The sequence below is a fragment of the Pseudoalteromonas sp. Z1A2 genome, assembly GCF_011378755.1.
Lineage (GTDB): Bacteria > Pseudomonadota > Gammaproteobacteria > Enterobacterales > Alteromonadaceae > Pseudoalteromonas > Pseudoalteromonas distincta.
Window position 1 is genome coordinate 217,120 of record NZ_WTKX01000004.1, and the last position, 16,771, is coordinate 233,890.

At 37.1% G+C, this 16,771-nt stretch carries 17 protein-coding genes; 8 read left to right on the plus strand and 9 right to left on the minus strand.

Annotated elements, in window-relative coordinates; translation table 11 throughout:
- Nucleotide 1: 1 nt before the first annotated feature.
- Together ribF and murJ are read right to left on the minus strand one after the other, a co-directional pair.
- Nucleotides 2-952 carry a bifunctional riboflavin kinase/FAD synthetase gene (gene ribF, locus GQR47_RS05390; RefSeq protein ID WP_024596625.1) on the minus strand — a complete coding sequence of 317 codons (951 nt, stop codon included), beginning with the start codon at nt 950-952 and terminating at the stop codon, nt 2-4.
- Between the two features lie 84 nt (nt 953-1,036).
- The gene (gene murJ, locus GQR47_RS05395) at nt 1,037-2,617 is read right to left on the minus strand and encodes a murein biosynthesis integral membrane protein MurJ (RefSeq protein ID WP_024596626.1); all 1,581 of its coding nucleotides are present in this window, start codon (nt 2,615-2,617) and stop codon (nt 1,037-1,039) included.
- Between the two features lie 253 nt (nt 2,618-2,870).
- On the opposite strand from murJ, the gene rpsT reads away from it, so the two are divergent.
- Entirely contained in the window at nt 2,871-3,131 is a 261-nt protein-coding gene (rpsT, locus tag GQR47_RS05400; protein ID WP_002958225.1) for a 30S ribosomal protein S20, read from the plus strand.
- A gap of 108 nt (nt 3,132-3,239) precedes the next feature.
- On the opposite strand, the gene GQR47_RS05405 is transcribed toward rpsT, so the two are convergent.
- Complete coding sequence (locus GQR47_RS05405) at nt 3,240-3,623, minus strand: response regulator (protein ID WP_002958224.1); 384 nt, start codon at nt 3,621-3,623, stop codon at nt 3,240-3,242.
- 113 nt (nt 3,624-3,736) lie between these two features.
- Between GQR47_RS05405 and GQR47_RS05410 the strand changes: the two genes are divergently transcribed.
- A complete protein-coding gene (locus GQR47_RS05410) occupies nt 3,737-4,180 on the plus strand; it encodes a hypothetical protein (RefSeq protein ID WP_024596627.1) in 444 nt (147 codons plus the stop codon).
- A 106-nt stretch (nt 4,181-4,286) separates the two neighbouring features.
- Nucleotides 4,287-4,532 carry a hypothetical protein gene (locus tag GQR47_RS05415; RefSeq protein WP_002958222.1) on the plus strand — a complete coding sequence of 82 codons (246 nt, stop codon included), beginning with the start codon at nt 4,287-4,289 and terminating at the stop codon, nt 4,530-4,532.
- A gap of 194 nt (nt 4,533-4,726) precedes the next feature.
- On the opposite strand, the gene GQR47_RS05420 is transcribed toward GQR47_RS05415, so the two are convergent.
- Together GQR47_RS05420 and GQR47_RS05425 are read right to left on the minus strand one after the other, a co-directional pair.
- Entirely contained in the window at nt 4,727-4,873 is a 147-nt protein-coding gene (locus tag GQR47_RS05420; protein WP_002958221.1) for a hypothetical protein, read from the minus strand.
- Between the two features lie 96 nt (nt 4,874-4,969).
- On the minus strand, nt 4,970-5,890 hold the full coding sequence (locus GQR47_RS05425; protein WP_024596628.1) for a glyoxylate/hydroxypyruvate reductase A: 921 nt from the start codon (nt 5,888-5,890) through the stop codon (nt 4,970-4,972).
- A gap of 129 nt (nt 5,891-6,019) precedes the next feature.
- On the opposite strand from GQR47_RS05425, the gene GQR47_RS05430 reads away from it, so the two are divergent.
- Nucleotides 6,020-7,726: a lysophospholipid acyltransferase family protein gene (locus GQR47_RS05430; RefSeq protein WP_024596629.1), complete on the plus strand. Its 1,707-nt coding sequence runs from the start codon at nt 6,020-6,022 to the stop codon at nt 7,724-7,726.
- Between the two features lie 412 nt (nt 7,727-8,138).
- Nucleotides 8,139-8,792 carry an OmpW family outer membrane protein gene (locus GQR47_RS05435; protein WP_024596630.1) on the plus strand — a complete coding sequence of 218 codons (654 nt, stop codon included), beginning with the start codon at nt 8,139-8,141 and terminating at the stop codon, nt 8,790-8,792.
- Nucleotides 8,793-8,874: 82 nt separating this feature from the next.
- On the opposite strand, the gene GQR47_RS05440 is transcribed toward GQR47_RS05435, so the two are convergent.
- Nucleotides 8,875-9,414, minus strand: coding sequence for a thioesterase family protein (locus tag GQR47_RS05440; protein ID WP_024596631.1), 540 nt, complete (start codon nt 9,412-9,414; stop codon nt 8,875-8,877).
- Between the two features lie 106 nt (nt 9,415-9,520).
- On the opposite strand from GQR47_RS05440, the gene GQR47_RS05445 reads away from it, so the two are divergent.
- Nucleotides 9,521-10,015, plus strand: a complete 495-nt coding sequence (locus tag GQR47_RS05445; RefSeq protein ID WP_024596632.1) for a hypothetical protein — start codon at nt 9,521-9,523, stop codon at nt 10,013-10,015.
- Nucleotides 10,016-10,043: 28 nt separating this feature from the next.
- On the opposite strand, the gene tyrR is transcribed toward GQR47_RS05445, so the two are convergent.
- From tyrR to bcsE, 3 genes are all read right to left on the minus strand, one after another.
- Complete coding sequence (gene tyrR, locus GQR47_RS05450; RefSeq protein ID WP_002958215.1) at nt 10,044-11,600, minus strand: transcriptional regulator TyrR; 1,557 nt, start codon at nt 11,598-11,600, stop codon at nt 10,044-10,046.
- Nucleotides 11,601-11,788: 188 nt separating this feature from the next.
- On the minus strand, nt 11,789-13,369 hold the full coding sequence (bcsG, locus tag GQR47_RS05455) for a cellulose biosynthesis protein BcsG (protein ID WP_024596633.1): 1,581 nt from the start codon (nt 13,367-13,369) through the stop codon (nt 11,789-11,791).
- Between the two features lie 169 nt (nt 13,370-13,538).
- Entirely contained in the window at nt 13,539-15,161 is a 1,623-nt protein-coding gene (gene bcsE / locus GQR47_RS05460; RefSeq protein WP_024596634.1) for a cellulose biosynthesis protein BcsE, read from the minus strand.
- Between the two features lie 114 nt (nt 15,162-15,275).
- Between bcsE and bcsR the strand changes: the two genes are divergently transcribed.
- Together bcsR and bcsQ are read left to right on the plus strand one after the other, a co-directional pair.
- Nucleotides 15,276-15,455 (plus strand): BcsR/BcsP family cellulose biosynthesis protein, encoded by a 180-nt coding sequence (gene bcsR, locus GQR47_RS05465; RefSeq protein WP_002958211.1) that lies wholly within the window; start codon nt 15,276-15,278, stop codon nt 15,453-15,455.
- A 32-nt stretch (nt 15,456-15,487) separates the two neighbouring features.
- Nucleotides 15,488-16,204, plus strand: a complete 717-nt coding sequence (bcsQ, locus tag GQR47_RS05470) for a cellulose biosynthesis protein BcsQ (RefSeq protein WP_024596635.1) — start codon at nt 15,488-15,490, stop codon at nt 16,202-16,204.
- Nucleotides 16,205-16,771: the final 567 nt, after the last annotated feature.

A 16,771-nucleotide genomic window follows, 5' to 3' on the forward strand; every position in this document is an offset into this window, starting at 1 on the left:
CCTACATTCCGTCTCTATCGGCTACCTGATTTAAACCAAAACACTGCTTAGCGGCAGCAACATCAGTTGCTATTTGCGCCGTTAATTGTGTTAATGTCTCGAATTTTTTCTCATCGCGAAGTTTTTCTATTAACTCCACATGCATAAATTGTCCGTAAATATCCTGTGCAAAATCAAAAAGGTGAACTTCTAATAATGCACGAGTTCCATTAAATGTCGGCTTATTACCTACATTTGCAACTCCAAAAATCTGTTTTCCTGCAATCGTTGCTTGCACTGCAAACACTCCGTTGACAGGACACACTTGGCGTTTTAGGGCTATATTTGCCGTTCTAAAACCGAGTTCACGTCCTCTTTTCCAGCCATGTATAACACGCCCAGAAATAGCATAATCGTGACCAAGCATTATTTTAGCACTCGCTAAGTCACCGGATGCTAAAGCATCTCGTATTAAAGTGCTGCTTACTCTAGCATTTAATTGACGAAAGCTCGCGGTGCTTTTTACATCCATGCCCGCTTGCTTACCCATGCTAGCAAGTAAGTGAAAGTTACCTTGGCGTTGCTTTCCAAACTTAAAATCATCACCAACAGTAAGTGCTTTAACACCTAACTTTTTAATCAAAATCTCATTAACGAATTGCTCAGCATGCATGTTTGCAAATTGCTGATTAAAGCTAATGCAAATAACTCGCTCAATACCTAAATCACTCAATAAACGTAACTTATCTCGTAAGCGCGTTAACCGTGCAGGGGCATTGTTTTTAGCAAAAAACTCTTGTGGCTGGGGTTCAAACAGCATTACAGTGCTAGGCAAACTATGCGCTTTAGCATCGCTAAGTAAACCTTTTAATACTTCTGCGTGGCCTAAATGAACGCCGTCAAAATTACCAATAGTTAACACACAACCAAAATGGTGTGGGCGAATATTGTGTATACCTCTAATTAACTCCATGCCACCTAATGCCTTGTTTAGCGAGCTATTAATTACGGCTAAAAAATGATTAAAGCCGCAGAGTTGCCGATTATAATCTTTTTTTTAGTTTGATTCAGTAATTGCTACACTTTTTATCGTATTTAGTCTAACGCCCATCACAAATAGCATTGCAAAGTAGCTAATACCTGCCAAAGCCACTAGCGCTACTAATAATATTACTTGCTGTGTAAAGGCCCATGTAGCCCAATAATAGTAACTGCTCACAAACCATGTGACAGCTCCCATAAAAATACTTGCAACAACACATTTAAGTGTAAAACGCATACTCATTGATGAGAACTGGTATACATTTTCTTTTTTAAGCTGTCTGTATAATAAAAATGCATTGCAGCTAGCCGATAACGAAGTAGCAAGTGCCAACCCTAAATAACCAATGAAAGGAGCCAGCATAATGTTAAACACCATATTAAGTACTAAGGTAATAATACCAATACGCACCGGTGTTTTTGTATCTTGACGAGCATAAAAGCCAGGAGCGAGTACTTTTATTAGCATAAAGCTTACAAGACCGACCGAATATGCGACTACGCCTAAGCTTACAGCTTTGACATGATCAATACTGTCTTCTTTAAATGCACCGTGGTCGAACAACACGGTAATAATAAGTGGGCTGATGATCATCAAACCTACCATTGCTGGTAGGCCTAAAAATATAACAAAACGAACTCCCCAATCGAGAGTATGCTGAAAGTCGCTACTTTTTTTACTGCTATGTAGTTTAGAAAGCGCCGGTAAAATAACCGTCGCAATACCAATACCAAATAATCCCAGCGGAAATTCAATTAAGCGGTCTGAATAATAAAGCCACGCAATTGAACCCGTCATCAGTAATGACGCAATCATGGTATCGAGCAACAGATTAATTTGACTAATAGAGACACCAAACAAAGCCGGTAGCATAAGTTTTCGTACTTTTTTTACGTTTTCGTCTTGCCATGCCCAGCGCGGACGCGCCAACATTTTAGCGCGATACAAGAACGGTAGTTGAAATAGTAGCTGCACTACACCACCGACAAATACACCTATGGCAAGTGCATAAGCACCTACTGAAAATTTATCATGTAAAAAAATTGCACACGTAATAATAGAAACATTAAGCAAAACTGGTGTAAATGCAGCAACAGCGAAACGGTTATACACATTCATAACCGCACCACTAAGTGCAACTAAGCTTACAAAAAATAAATAAGGGAATGTAAGTTTAAGTAGTGAACTTGCAAGTTCAAATTTTTCGGCATTAGGTCCGCCTTGCCACCAATCTATAAACCAACCGGTACCAAATAATGCTGCAATAACAGGGGAAGCAACAACACCTATAATAGTGACAATTAGCAAAATGGTTCCTAAGGTGCCTGCTGCTTGTGCAACAAAAAGTCTGACTTTGTCGTCTCCTTGCTGTTCTTTAATTTCACTTAGCACAGGTACGAATGCTTGTGCGAAGGCACCTTCTGCAAATAAACGGCGTAAAAAATTAGGAATACGGTTAGCAAATAAAAAAACATCAGCCGCTGCACTTGCGCCTAATAAATTGGCAACGACAGCATCTCGAACGAGCCCTAAAATACGCGATATCATAGTCATACAACTAACAATCATACCAGAGCGAAATAAACCTTTTGACACCTTAAACCTACTCAAAAATCCTCAAGATAGGCGATTATGCCACAGTCTTTTTTATAAATCGCTTTAAAGCACTAGGCTGGGGGTCTGTGCTTTGTTACAATGTCTATATTAACTGCTAAAGCGGCAAATTGATGCTCGTTATATGGTGCAGTTTTTCTTGGATTGTTAAATTTAAATTGACATCCATGATAGAAACAGGCATATTCCACGGCCTTTAATTTAAGCTTTATTTTAAGATTGTTAGGAGCAAACCTTGGCTAACATCAAGTCTGCAAAAAAACGCGCTATCACAAGCGAAAAAAACCGTCAGCACAACGCAAGCCGTCGTTCAATGATGCGCACTTACTTCAAAAAAGTAATTGTTGCTATTGAAGCGGGCGATAAAGAAGCTGCACAGCAAGCTTTTTCTGTTGCTACACCTATCCTAGACCGTTACGCAACTAAGGGTCTAATTCACAAAAACAAAGCAGCTCGTCATAAGAGCCGTATAGCAGCTAAGATTAAAGCTCTATAATTTGTTTTTGATAGAATATAAAAAACCGGCTTTTGCCGGTTTTTTTTTATCTAAGATTTAAACTCGTACTTTAATAACAGTCGACATAAATATTTAAACAGATTAGTGTCATACATTTTCCAAGTCTGGATAAAACTTCTTAAGCATTGCCGCTATTTTTTTAGGTGTAAACGGCTTCACTACAAATCCTTTAGCGCCTTTATCAATTGCATCCTTAACATTTTCAATACCTGAATGTGCAGATACCATTACAACATTTGTCTCAGGGCTTAATTCATTGATTTGTGCAATCAAATCTTTGCCATCGCCGTCCGGCAGTTCTATGTCTAAAAAAATGATATTATAATTTGCAGCCTGGCACTCACTAATACATTGTGAGGCAGTAGATGCTTCCTTTACGTTATCTATCCCTAAGTGCATGAGCGTTTGGCTCAAAAAACTACGCACTGTGCTAACGTCATCTACAATTAAAATTGATAGCTGCGTATTCATCTTTATTCCTCGTAGGCTATAAGCTAACTTTAAGTTATCATAATAATTAGCTTAGTATATAAATTTGCTCATTTAATTATAGAGACCTACGGAAAAAAGGCCAGATTTGCTTTATGTCTAAAACCCCAAATAAACAGTCGTTGCTAGGTAAAGCACCAACAAGAAAAAAAACAGCGCAAAAAAGAAAGCCGCAACGCCCTACTCAGCGCTCTATACCCGTAGAGGAAAAAACAAACATAAACAATGGCACTAGCCAAAAAACAAAGTCAAAAAAGGGGCTATTTATATCTCTGGCCATTGTTATTGTAATAATTTTAGCTTTTCCAAAACCAACCTTGCTCACCTATAAAAAATTAGGGATGGTAAGTGAAAGTGTTTACTGGCCTGGACTTTTAGGTTACGGAGCTACTTTAATTGATTCCAACTTGCATCCCAACTATGATTCTAGCCGTGAATCCCTTTATTTATGCAGTGATTTACAAAAACCACAGAGCTGTCAAAAGTATCAAGTAATTGCTGACAATGGTTTGTTTTCGGCAATTGGCAGTTACTTTTAGCATTAAAAAAACTAATCTGAAAATTTAAAATTACTTGGTTGAAAGGTGTGCAAAAGATCAACATAATGGCGCTCCTTTTTTCAACAACTGAACTATTGAAACGACCATGCTAAACGAGCTAGATTGGCTTTTAAATACTACACTACTTGCACTAGGTTTAGGTGCATTCTTTATTAACCAGATAACACTGCTGCGCGTTGCCGCCATTAGTGCATGTGGTTTATTGTTCTTATCATTTAGCCTAGATCTTATGTCGTCGAGCGTTATTTCAAATATGAGTTTAGTGTTGATCAACACTTTTTACTTGTTTAAAGTTTATACATTCGGGCAATTTAATGTAACCCAAAGTTAACAACTTTTCCTTAGAATATTTAATAGCCCAGCATTGCTGGGCTTTTTTATTGCGAATTTTTAAAATATTAGAAACACGTTGCATCAGGACAATATTAAACGCCACTAAAGCACCACTACAATAATGGTGCTGAGCATGTACTGTTGAGAGAAACGAGAAGAAAGACGAAAACCGAAAATACCTAATAAGCTAGGTTAATCTGCTATTGTTAATTCACTTTGGGTTTGTGTTTTAGATGGACTATCTTCAGCGTTAGCCTGATTAAACCAAGCTGAAACACCTAGCACGATAATTGAAATAACAACGAGGCTTAATTTAGCCCCACTTTGACTGGATTTCATAACACCCTCTTTATATTTTTATTAGTGAGAACATCTTTTACACTAATGAAAATTACAAATGTTAACAAGCTGTTTTTTAAACTAATTAGCTATCAGCTAATAACCTTTTGTTCTATCCACTGAATTATTGAGTGCTAAGCCCTTATTCAAACGTTCAATATTATCGGCTATTTGGTCTATAACGCTATTTAAATCAGATAGCGCTGCACAATGTGGTGTAAGTGTTATTTTGGGATTTCCCCAGTAAGGGTGGTTCTGCGTTAAAGGTTCTTGGTCAAAAACATCCAAGGTAGCAGCGCGTAAGCTATCGCTATTTAATGCATTTAATAAATCTTGCTCAACCACATGAGCGCCACGTGCCACATTAATAACAACAGCATGTGAAGGTAGCTTAGCGAGCATTGAGTGATTAATAATGCCTGTAGTTGCTTGCGTAAGGGGTAATAGACATACAAGGTAGTCAACGTCAGAAAGCATATCGCTAAGTCCTTCATCGCCATAATAAACCTCGACATTAGTCGTGTTTTTATTACTTTGCGCCCAGGCACTTACTTTAAAACCATTAGTTACAAGTTTTTGCGCACATGCTTTACCTAATTCGCCAAATCCAAGTATACCAACATGTTTATTACTAAAAGCTCGTTTTGGCTTCCATGTTTGCTGTGTTTGTTTAGTGTAATACTCTTTTAAGCGTAATTTTTGAGCTAAGACATGTGTAAGTACATATTCCGCCATATCTTCAGCTAGTTGCATGTCAACAATACGTACTACTTCGACACTTTCGTCGAGTAATGTTAAATCGATACTGTCTACGCCTGCACCAAATGACGACACAGCTTTTAAGTTAGGCAGCTGCGGCCACAGAGACTCAGGAGCATTCCACGCAAGTACAAAATCCACATTATTTGCGTTTTTGCAATCAGGCCATTGCTCTATCAATGTATTTGGTAATCGCTCTTGTAACTTCGTTATTAGCTTTTCGTTGTTGCGCCCCGTTATAGCCACCAATACCGACATAAATTCTCCTAGCAATTCACAGTTTATAATTTAGTACTTTAAAAAGTCACACTACTGCAAAGTAACTGTCACACCCTTTTTTTAATCTTACATGTATAGCGAATAGACCAAACGGAATATGAGGTTAATATGATAAGTGTTGATAAAGTAATTGCAGCAAACTTACCACAACTAGAGAACTCTCCAAAAGTAAAAGGTTTAGTAAAAAAGGGCTTAGGTTACTTATTGCATGAACAAGAGTTTATCACCTTTGGTAATACGTACCCTCACCTACAAGGATTAGAATTTGTTGAGCAAGTACTTGATGAACTCAATTTTGATACGCGCTATAAACCTAAGCAGATAGAACATATTCCTAACGAGGGTAAACTTGTTATTGTTGCTAACCACCCTATTGGTTCACTAGATGCTTTAGCACTTATCAAAGTACTCTCTACAGTAAGGCAGGATTTAAAAGTAGTCGCAAACCGCATGTTAATGTCGGTCAGCGCAATGCATTCTCTTTTACTCCCTGTTGATAACTTATCTGGTATGAGTAAAAAGCAAGAGCTTAGTAATATACAAAACCATTTAAAAGGTGGAGGTGCCTTACTTATATTTCCTGCAGGGGAAGTGTCGCGCCTAGGACCAACCGGTATTAAGGATTGCAAATGGAATAGCGGTTTTTTACGTATGGCAAAAAAAGCCAACTGCCCCATTTTACCTATTTTTATTAAAGCCAAAAATAGTCCGCTTTTTTATGGTACATCAATGATTTATAAACCTTTGGCAAGTTTACTATTAGTGGCCGAAATGTTTAAGCAGCGCCAAAAATCTTTAGAGTTTGAAATTGGTGCTTCTATCCCTCCTGAGTCCTACTTGATAGAAAACCTTAAAGATAAAGAAATTGTAAACCTCATACGTAAGCAGCTTTATAGGCTTACAACTAAAAAAACACTGCCGCTAAAAACACAAACACCTATTGCTGTGCCCGAGTGTAGAAAAGAACTAAAAAGAGCAATTGAGCAATGTCAGCTTCTGGGTAAAACACACGATGGCATGCACATTCATTTATATCAATATGTAGGTAGTTCACCTATTTTTAGAGAGTTGGGACGCCTCAGAGAAATTGCATTTAGAGCAGTAGGTGAAGGAAGCGGTAAGCGTCGTGATATAGATAAATACGATATGGATTACCAACACCTTGTACTGTGGGACCCTATGCAGCTAGAGCTAGTAGGTGCTTATCGATTAGCCTGCGCACAACAGATAATACAAAAACATGGACGTGAAGGTTTATATACCGATAGTTTATTTTCTTACACCGACGCTATGACGCCCTATCTGCACCAAGGTATTGAGCTTGGTCGAAGTTTTGTACAACCTAAGTATTGGGGACGTAAGAGTCTCGACTATTTATGGTACGGTATTGGTGCTTTTATAAAAAACTACCCACAGTATAGATATTTATTTGGGGCTGTAAGCGTGTCCAACGCTCTACCTGAGCAAGCCAAAGCCATGCTCGTTTATTACTATCAACATTATTATAAAAGCAGTATAGAACTAGCTACGCCTAATAATGAGCTTAAATTAACTGAGCAACAGCTAACTCAATGCAATATTCTTTTTAATGGAAACGATGTTAAAGAAGATTTTGTAGAGTTAAAACATGTGTTAGCTAATATGGGCGCTCAAGTCCCTACTTTATTTAAACAATATACTGAGCTTTGCAACCCTGGCGGTGTACAATTTTTAAGCTTTAGCATTGATCCCGATTTTAATAATTGTATTGATGGATTGGTATTAGTCGATCTTAAAAGTGTGAAAGAAAACAAAGCTAAACGTTATTTAGAATAACTATTGATAAGTAAAGTCAGTGCACCGAGTATTTTATGCATTATAAAATACTCGGTTTATATTTCATTATACAAACCGACTCAATCGCACTTAAGTCTTCCAATACTTTTTTAAGTGTCGGCTGTTTTAATTATTTTTTGAACCCTGCTAAAAACATATTTTCTTGTTTATTAAGGCCCTTGGTTAAACACGAGATTATGGCAAGGCAGTGCCTGCCTTAATATATTCATGTGACTGTTAATTAAATAAATATGTCAATCTTTACAAAAGCATAACGACACTAAAATTAATCTAAATCAATAAAATATTTTATAAGCTTCAAATGCTTTTTAAACTTTGATCTAGAACAGGTTTTCATATTTATTGCTCGGTAATAATAGCGCCAATCAAACAGTAGTTCTTGGAGAACAACATGAAAACTCAAATTAGCATCGCATTATTAACCTCTTTATTAGCACTCTCTCCAGCTGCACACGCTAACTTTAGCGTAAATGTTGGCGCTATTAACGTAAACCCTGATAACAGTAGCTCAGCGATTAATGAAGCACCTACGCTAGGCCTTAAAGGTGATTCAGATACTCAACTAGGTATCACCGTAGATTATGCATTTAACGATCAATGGGTGTTAGAGCTGATAGCAGCAACACCGTTTTCACACGATGTAAATGGCGCAGACGGCTTAGCAGGCAACAAAATTGCAGATATAAAACAACTTCCACCGTCATTGGTTGCACAATACCACTTTTTAGATACAAGCTATGCGCTAAGACCTTTTATAGGCGTAGGCATAAACTACACTACATTTTTTGATGAGCAACCCTCTCAAGCACTTAAAGCAACACTAGGAACAGACGATGTAGAAGTAAAGTTAGATGATTCGTTTGGCTTTATGGCTCAGGTAGGTGCTAACTATAAAATTGATAAAAACTGGGGTTTACACGCTATGGTATCAATTATGGATATTGATACCGATGCCACTGTTTATGCTAATGGTGCAAAATCGCTTACATCAACTGTTGAGCTTGACCCTGTTGTGGCTATGTTTGGTGTTAGGTACAGCTTTTAAAGCATATATGAAGTAGTACATAGTTACCCAATTACAATGTGTGTTAAAAGGCCGAAAGGCCTTTTTTCTCATTTGTAGGGTATTAGCGATTTGGCAGGTTACTTAACTTTTTCTGCTCTAACATTTCTTTCCAGTGCATTACTTCACTTGGCAATATAGGTGTTTGCCCATCAAAACCAGCAACTTCAAGCATTTCTTCAATACTTATAATACCCTTTTTACTTTTAAATACACCGCGTACATAAGCAATAGCATGTAAGCCTCGCTCTGAGTGAAACTTTTGCTCAATATAAAAGTATTTATGATCCCAGCCAACTAACTTAGTACTTATTGTATATCGCTGCATAGGTTTAATATCGCGGATATAAGTAATAGCAGTTGCGTTAACAATCGGAAACCAACGACGCTTCATTATTTGCTTTAGTAAGCCAACACGCTCCGTCATCCACGTGCGAGATAAATCCATCATCGCAAGATAGCGTGAGTTCGTTAAATGTAGATTAATATCACAATCAGTCGGCAAAGCTTTGTAATCAATATCTACTGTATCAAGTAGATTTTGATATTGCTTATTGCGTTTAATTTTGAAAAATAATAATAAAAGTCGAATATATAAGTTCACAATAAAGGTCTTACCAGTTAAATTTATTCGAGTGTAGCATAGCCCCTTGCGAAGACGAATATTCTACTTTAATCTTAAATCATTATTACAATAAAAAAGATAGCTAATGAAATCAAAACTAAAAATTATCGCTGCACTGGCCCTATTAGTCCCTAGCTACAATGCTTTTGCCGATTTCTCGTTACCAGGTAAAGGCTCAGTAACTTACCCTACCGGTGTAGTTAAAGAATTTAAATTTGGTTTTGAATGGCAGCAAAAAGCTGAGAAATTCACTATTGGATCTAAAAGTTACAATATGGAGCAAATTCCTAGCTCTTACTCTGTCGCCATCACGCTTTCAAAAGATGACAGCCAAGTATGGGTTCAAGAATTTAATAACGGGTTTATTGAGGAGTTTGAATGGCAAATTGGCGAACATACAGTCACTCTAAAAAAGCAGCAGTTTAGCGATCCGGTAAAAGGTGACTATGTTATTGAGCTAAATGGCCGTAGCTATTTTTTCACTCGTAATAACGCCAGTATCGTAATGAACTTTAACGAAGAAGGTATTGAGACGATTGCAATTGATGGGGTAACAAAAAATATGGGCACTAAAAATTAGTCCCCATATTTTAATTTCTTTAAGTCAATTACACTTTTACTGTTTTTCGATTAATCCCGTAATCACGTAACTTATTAGCTACAGCGGTGTGACTTAGGCCCAATCGCTTAGCTAACTGACGTGAGCTTGGGTAAGCAGGGTAGAGTTTGCGAAGTAAAGTCGCTTCAAAACGTTTAACAGCTTGATCTAGTGAGCCTTCAAAATCAGACTCTAAATACCCTAAATCATGAGTAAAAGTTGGTAACTGCAAATGCTCTACGCGAAGCTCGCTATCATCTAGTAACGACACTGCACGGTAAATTGCATTTTCCAGCTGACGTACATTTCCAGGCCAGGGATACTCTTGTAAAAAGCTTAAACACTCTTGTGATAAAACAGGAATTGCATGACCATTTTGTTGCGCATATTTTTGAATAAAATGCTCTGCAAGTGGTCCTACATCTGCTTTTCTATCTCTTAGTGGCGCTATTTCTAAAGTAAGCACGTTTATACGGTAATATAAGTCTTCTCTAAAAACCCCTTCTTGTACCATTGCAGGTAAGTCTTTTTGAGTAGCGGCAACAATACGTACATTTACTTTAACTTCGTTCTCATCGCCTACTTTTCTAAACGTACCATCTTGTAAAAAACGCAGTAACTTAGTTTGTAGTTGAGTCGACATTTCGCCAACTTCATCTAAAAATACAGTTCCACCATCAGCTTGCTCTAATACACCACGCTTTGGCGCTGCGTTTTCTTCGTACCCGGCATAACCAAATAATTCAGACTCAGCAACATCATCAGGAAGTGAAGCACACGACAGCGCAATAAAAGGCTTAACAGAGCGATTAGATGCGTAATGACACGCGCGAGCTAATAACTCTTTACCTGTGCCAGTTTCACCAGTAATCAAAATAGGGGCTTCTAGTTGCGCCATTTTGCGTGCTTCGCGCACAACTCGGCGCATTGCCGTACTAAAGTTATGAATAGTCGCAAAGCTTTCTTGCCCGTAGCGTCTAAATGCACTGACCTGCTGCCCTAAGCGGCTTTGCGATTTAATGTTAATAACCGCACCCGCAAGCACATCACCTTCACTACCTTGAGGGACTGCAATTGGTAAAATATCTGCAATAAAATCCTCACCCGCCACTTCAACGCGTGTGGTTTGCCCGAGCACTTCTTTACCTTCTAGCCAACGTGTAAAGTTAAACCCTTTAAGTAAGTTATTAATATTTGCACCAATAACTTCTTTTTCAATTAACTGTAGGTCCTTACATGCTGCATCGTTGCATAAGCGTACCCAACCTTTAGCATCAATAGAGATAACGCCATCAGGCAATGCACGTAGCAAAGTATTTAATTCGTTGTGTTCACGCTCAGATGGTAAAAATGCAGTGGTACGCACGTCATGTACGCCGTCGATTAAACGTATCGATGGCATAATTTTTTGAAATTGTTCAAATTCTATTTCGGGAAAACTAACGTACATACGACAATTTACAGAATCGACTTCGATTCCTTTTAAATCAACGCTGTAGTTAACTAATATATTAAGGATTTCTTGAGCAATACCAATTCGATCAGCACAGTGAATATCTAGACGCATACATCCTCAAAGAAGGAAAAACTATATTAGCCGAATAATACGCTAAGTCGCTTTGAGAAGGTAGCTTATTGTAAACATTTTTGGACGAAACAGACTGCGAAAGCGATAAGTTGAAATGCAATTAAACGAAGAAAAACAGCACTGATATTTAACTATACCAGTGCTGTTTGTTAAATCTTATTATGTGACTACTTACCTTGTGGGTAAGCAGACCAATCACCACCATCTAATTGTATAAGTGGTCTTTGGTTAACATACATCATTATTGTGCCTTCGTTTTCAGCAACCTTAGGTGCTGTGGGTAGGTTTTCAAGCAAATTAGCAACACTATTATTCCCACCAAATACATCAGTTTGCAGCGCCTTACTTACCAGCTCTGAAAGCGCAAAGTAACTTGTTGAATCATCAACCACAATTTGCGAATAGTTTTGTACGTCTGGGCCTATAAATTTAATTGCTACAGGTACCGACACAATTGCTGGGCTTGGGATTTCACGTAAACCTGCAAACTGTACTTTGTCACCTTTTAAATTAGCGCCGTGTTCAGGCACTATCATTAACATAACGTTGCGACCGCGTTTTTCTAATTTTTTTACAAATTGGTTAATATCAGCAAACAAGTTTTTATGTCTGATTGGGTATGTCTCTTTACTATTAACCCTTGGTTGATTCTCTAGCTGATTACCATCATGTAAACTTGTGGTGTTGTAGTACATCGCACACGGCTTACAATCTTCAGCTTGCTCTAACCAACCATCCAGCACAGCTTCATCTGAGTAAATAGGACTATTATCAAAGCCTCGTAGCGCCACTGGCATTGAATCTATATTAAATGGCGTACTATCTAGGCCACCGTACTTATTTATTAAACCTTTAAACTCATCAAAATGTCCGTCGTGATTCATCACAACATTGTTTTGATAACCTAGTTTCTCTAGGTTTTTAAACAAGTGACATTGTTCAGGTGCCTCTTTAAATAATGCTGTTTGACTCGTTTGCCCACAACTAGCGCGCAGCAGTCTTACCGCAGCGGGTCCACTGTATGACGTAGCCGAGTTAAAGTCTGAAAACACCACATCAAAGTCTTTATACATATCAGTAACACTTACACCAATAGCATTTAAATCAGCAACAGCCATTGAGCATATGTTCAAAATAATTAAATCAAACAGCTCACCATTCACTTGGTTTGGAAAGTGGCTCATTAGTAAGCTTTGTTGTTGGTAAAAATCAGCTAATTTTTGATCAGGAGATTGCGCTGCCTGAGTGATCACTTGCGTTTGAGGATTACTCTGATTTTGAGTAACCGGTTCAGGGTTTGCCACATTATTAACGAATTGTGATTGAGAGTTATCTCCTTGCCACCCTACAATTAACAGCCCAACAATAGTCACAGTGGTAAAGCGTATCCATTGCGATGTATACCAAAAACACACACTAATTACGAACAAAGCCAACAACATATCAACGCTAATAACTCGGGTTAATAGCTCGATAAAGTAACCAAAACTAAAATCTTGAACGTTACCTGCTTGTTTAGTCAACCTGTTTATTGGTGGCAACCATGAGTCTTGATAAAGTAATACCACTGCAAACACAGCACCTACTATATGTTTTGCCTTCTCTATTAATGGCTGTTTAAATTTAATCGCAAGCAATGAAGCAAAAGCGGCATTAGTTAGTACGTTAAAATCAATTGCACCGTAATAAAACAGAGCAAACTTAACTAAAAAATAAAGGTTCCAAACCCCTAAACCTGATAATTTCACTGCTTATCCTTTTTTACTGTATTTGGTGTATAAGGCTCTAGTACTTCATGTTTAAAAGTAAGCTTATAATAATATTTTGTTATTTGAGATAAAATGTATTTGCCTAGCATACAAAGCACCGCGCCAAGCACCATTGCAAGAAACACGGTAATTAAAAGCTGATTCATACTCATAAGTTATCTCTTAGTTTCATTATAAAAGGCTTAGCATCTGGGCGGCTTTTACTAGAAAATTCTGGGGTGTTAATATTTTCAGTAACGCTGTTTGCTATATCAGGTGCAAATTTATAGCTATCATTCTCAGCAAGTTTTTGCGAGAAATCTACAACACTCTTACCTTTATAAAATCGCCTTAACTGTTTACATTCTTGTTGAATGTAAAAGTGGTCAGAAATTATATTTTGCTGTACAAAAAAATCACTCGTTTTTAATTTAAACAAATGCTTAATTGCATTATCAACGTCATTTTCTCTACAAGCATGCAAATATAAATAAACTGTATTATCTGCAATGCTAAATACATCACCTTCGCGCTTAATATGAAATAAATGCAAAGGATGAATAGGGTCAATTCTTGGTAGTAGCTCAAGTTTCACTAGCACACCACTAACACCTAAATTAACGGCTGAGTCACTATGAATTTCTACTTGTTTCGTAAACTCGATGAAAGGTAAATATCCTTTCGAAAAGGTATTTTCAGTGTATTTCAAAACATCCTCAACTGAGGAAGGTAAAGGCCTTGAAAACTTAAAACCTTGAATAGATTGCACTTGTGAAAGCAAACGCGAAGGCTCTGAAAAGCTATACAAAATTAGATTTACACCCAAGGTTAAAAATAAGCACTCATCTTGATGGCGAATAACACCATCAACATTTTGAATAACAAGCTTTAACCATCGTCCGCAGTTTTTTCTAAGTTCAAAACACTGCTTACCCAATAGCGCCAAATCGGTGTAACGCGTTACTGCAAAAATTAAGGTGGCTGCTTCTACTTTTGGGCCTTTATTAAATAAATCATTATTATCTTTTACGCTTTTATAATGCATCGGTAACTTAGTACCTTCGGGCACAGCACTTGGCACAAGCCAAACATCGTCTTCATCGGCAAACTCTGACTGTTTAAGTGTTTTACTTTCGCTTGCCGTTCCAGTTTGAACAACAAACTGATTACCACTTAATAATAATTGGTAATGTTCACCAGCAATAACCCCCCTACTGTGACGCCAATAATCATATTCAAGTACTCGAACCGCAGAGTCGTTATCAACAAATACCAGCCCATCAAATACATTGTTTAATCGTCTAAATAAAAAGCGATAATTTGCAATATCAGGTCCCGAAATTAAAAATAATAATGTAGCTCCCGTACTACGAACAAAATCGTTGTACCGCCTCATCATCAGCTCTAAGCTTTTCTCGTCAGTACTGCTTAACTGTGCTGTATGAAAATGAACAAAAATAAGCGCTTTGTTTAGGCGTTTATAAGCACTTATTTCTTTTATAATACCTGAATTAATTTTCTCTATAGAATGATTCTGTGTTTCTGAGGCCAACGAAAAAGGGTGTACTCTATTATGCTTATAAGCATAATTTAACGATGCAGAAAAAGAAGAATCAAAAAATGATTCAACCTCTTGGGAAACTATATATATATCATTAACCAAGCTTTGGTTAATTGAATGTAACGCCAATTCGATTACAAAATTGTCTAAAGGGGCTAAAACAGCATAACTTGAAGCCGATTTTAACTCTTTTGCAGCAGGCTCTAATCCCGTTATGTTAAAGTTATGCACTTAAAACGCCCTATAAAAAATACTTTTTTACTAGTTTTAACCGTTATTCTATATATAATAGCCAAATATTGTCCACTTTTAATCAAAATAATTAAAGTAACTGTAAAGGGAAGAATGAATAACTTGACGCCTAAAAACTCACAAACGTTAACATCAAGTGACATAGAAAACCTTGCACTACGTTTTGGTGGAAAGAGTGATGACTACATAGAAATTGTAAACAAACAGCAAAATAATAATACAATTAATAAGTACGCATTACTTAAAGAAATAAACAACGAACTAAACACATAAGTTAGTTCAATTAAAGATAGGTAAAACTTCCGTTGCAAAGAGTTTTCGTTAAAGGTATCAAAGGCGGTTTAGGCACTACCTCTGTGGTTGCAAATTTAGCGTGCGTGCTAAAAAAGTCTGATGTTGACGTTATTGCAATCGATCTAGATGCAAAAAGTGACCTAGGTTTACATTTTGGCTTGCCATGGAAGTATACCAAAGGCTGGAGTAATGAAGCGAGCTTTGAAGATGCACTTGTGCATTTTCATCAAGATGACGATGGCATTATATTTTTACCATATGGTGACAGCACTGATACTAGCATCGATAACACCACTAAAATGGTAAATAGATGCAAAAACCTAAATTATAGCCAAGAAGCGTGGGTAATTTTTGACTGCCCTGCACATATTAACCTTCCCCACTATCCGTTAGAAAAAAACGATATTGTAATTGAACTGGTTAATTGCGACGCTATTTGTCACAGCTTAATTTATAGACGCCTACAAACACTCAAAAATTCAGATACTGATTGGAAGCATTACTTTTTAGTTAACCGCTATAATTCTGCATCTACGCTAGAATTTGACTTGTTTTCTCTTTGGCAATCTACTCTCCCTCTTATGGCTCCGTTTTTTATCAACAGTGACGAAGTTATTAAAGAGTCAACCGCATACAGAAATGTAGCGCTTAATTGCGCGCCATATAGTGTCGCAAACGATGACTTTGAAACACTAGCTGGTTGGCTAGTTAGTAAAGCGACCTTATAAAATGAGCATTACATTATTTTATCAGCGTCCTATTCACAGCACTTTATACTTGCTGCTGAGCATTTTATTTACTGATAAGTTAGTCCGGTACATTTTATTTAAGTTTCATAGCTACTTTAATCAACATAAAGTAAATGTTATTGAAGCTTTTATAATGCCTTTTATTACGCTTTTAAGCTCACTGTTTATAAATATTAAAAAGCACAAAATCAGCTTTGAATATACCCTTTATGACTACTACCCTCATTTAAGGTTGCCTTACCGAGCCTACATTTACTCAAATATATTACGCTTTATTATACAAAGTGTTTTTTTAGTGTTTTTTAAAAACCAGCTTAAATCTAGTTCTGTAAAAGAAGATGCTGTTAATTATTTTTATGACGGCGTTAGCTACCTTTTAAGGCAATTACGTTGGTTTGATTTAAAGCTAGGTAGATTATTAAAGCGCCTACTATCAAAAAACAAAAAAGGCCCTAAAAAAAGCTGTCTCTTATACACAAATCCCTGCTAAGAAATTAGCGGGGATTTTTTTGAACTAAATCTCAATGTCATGATCAGATCTTCAAA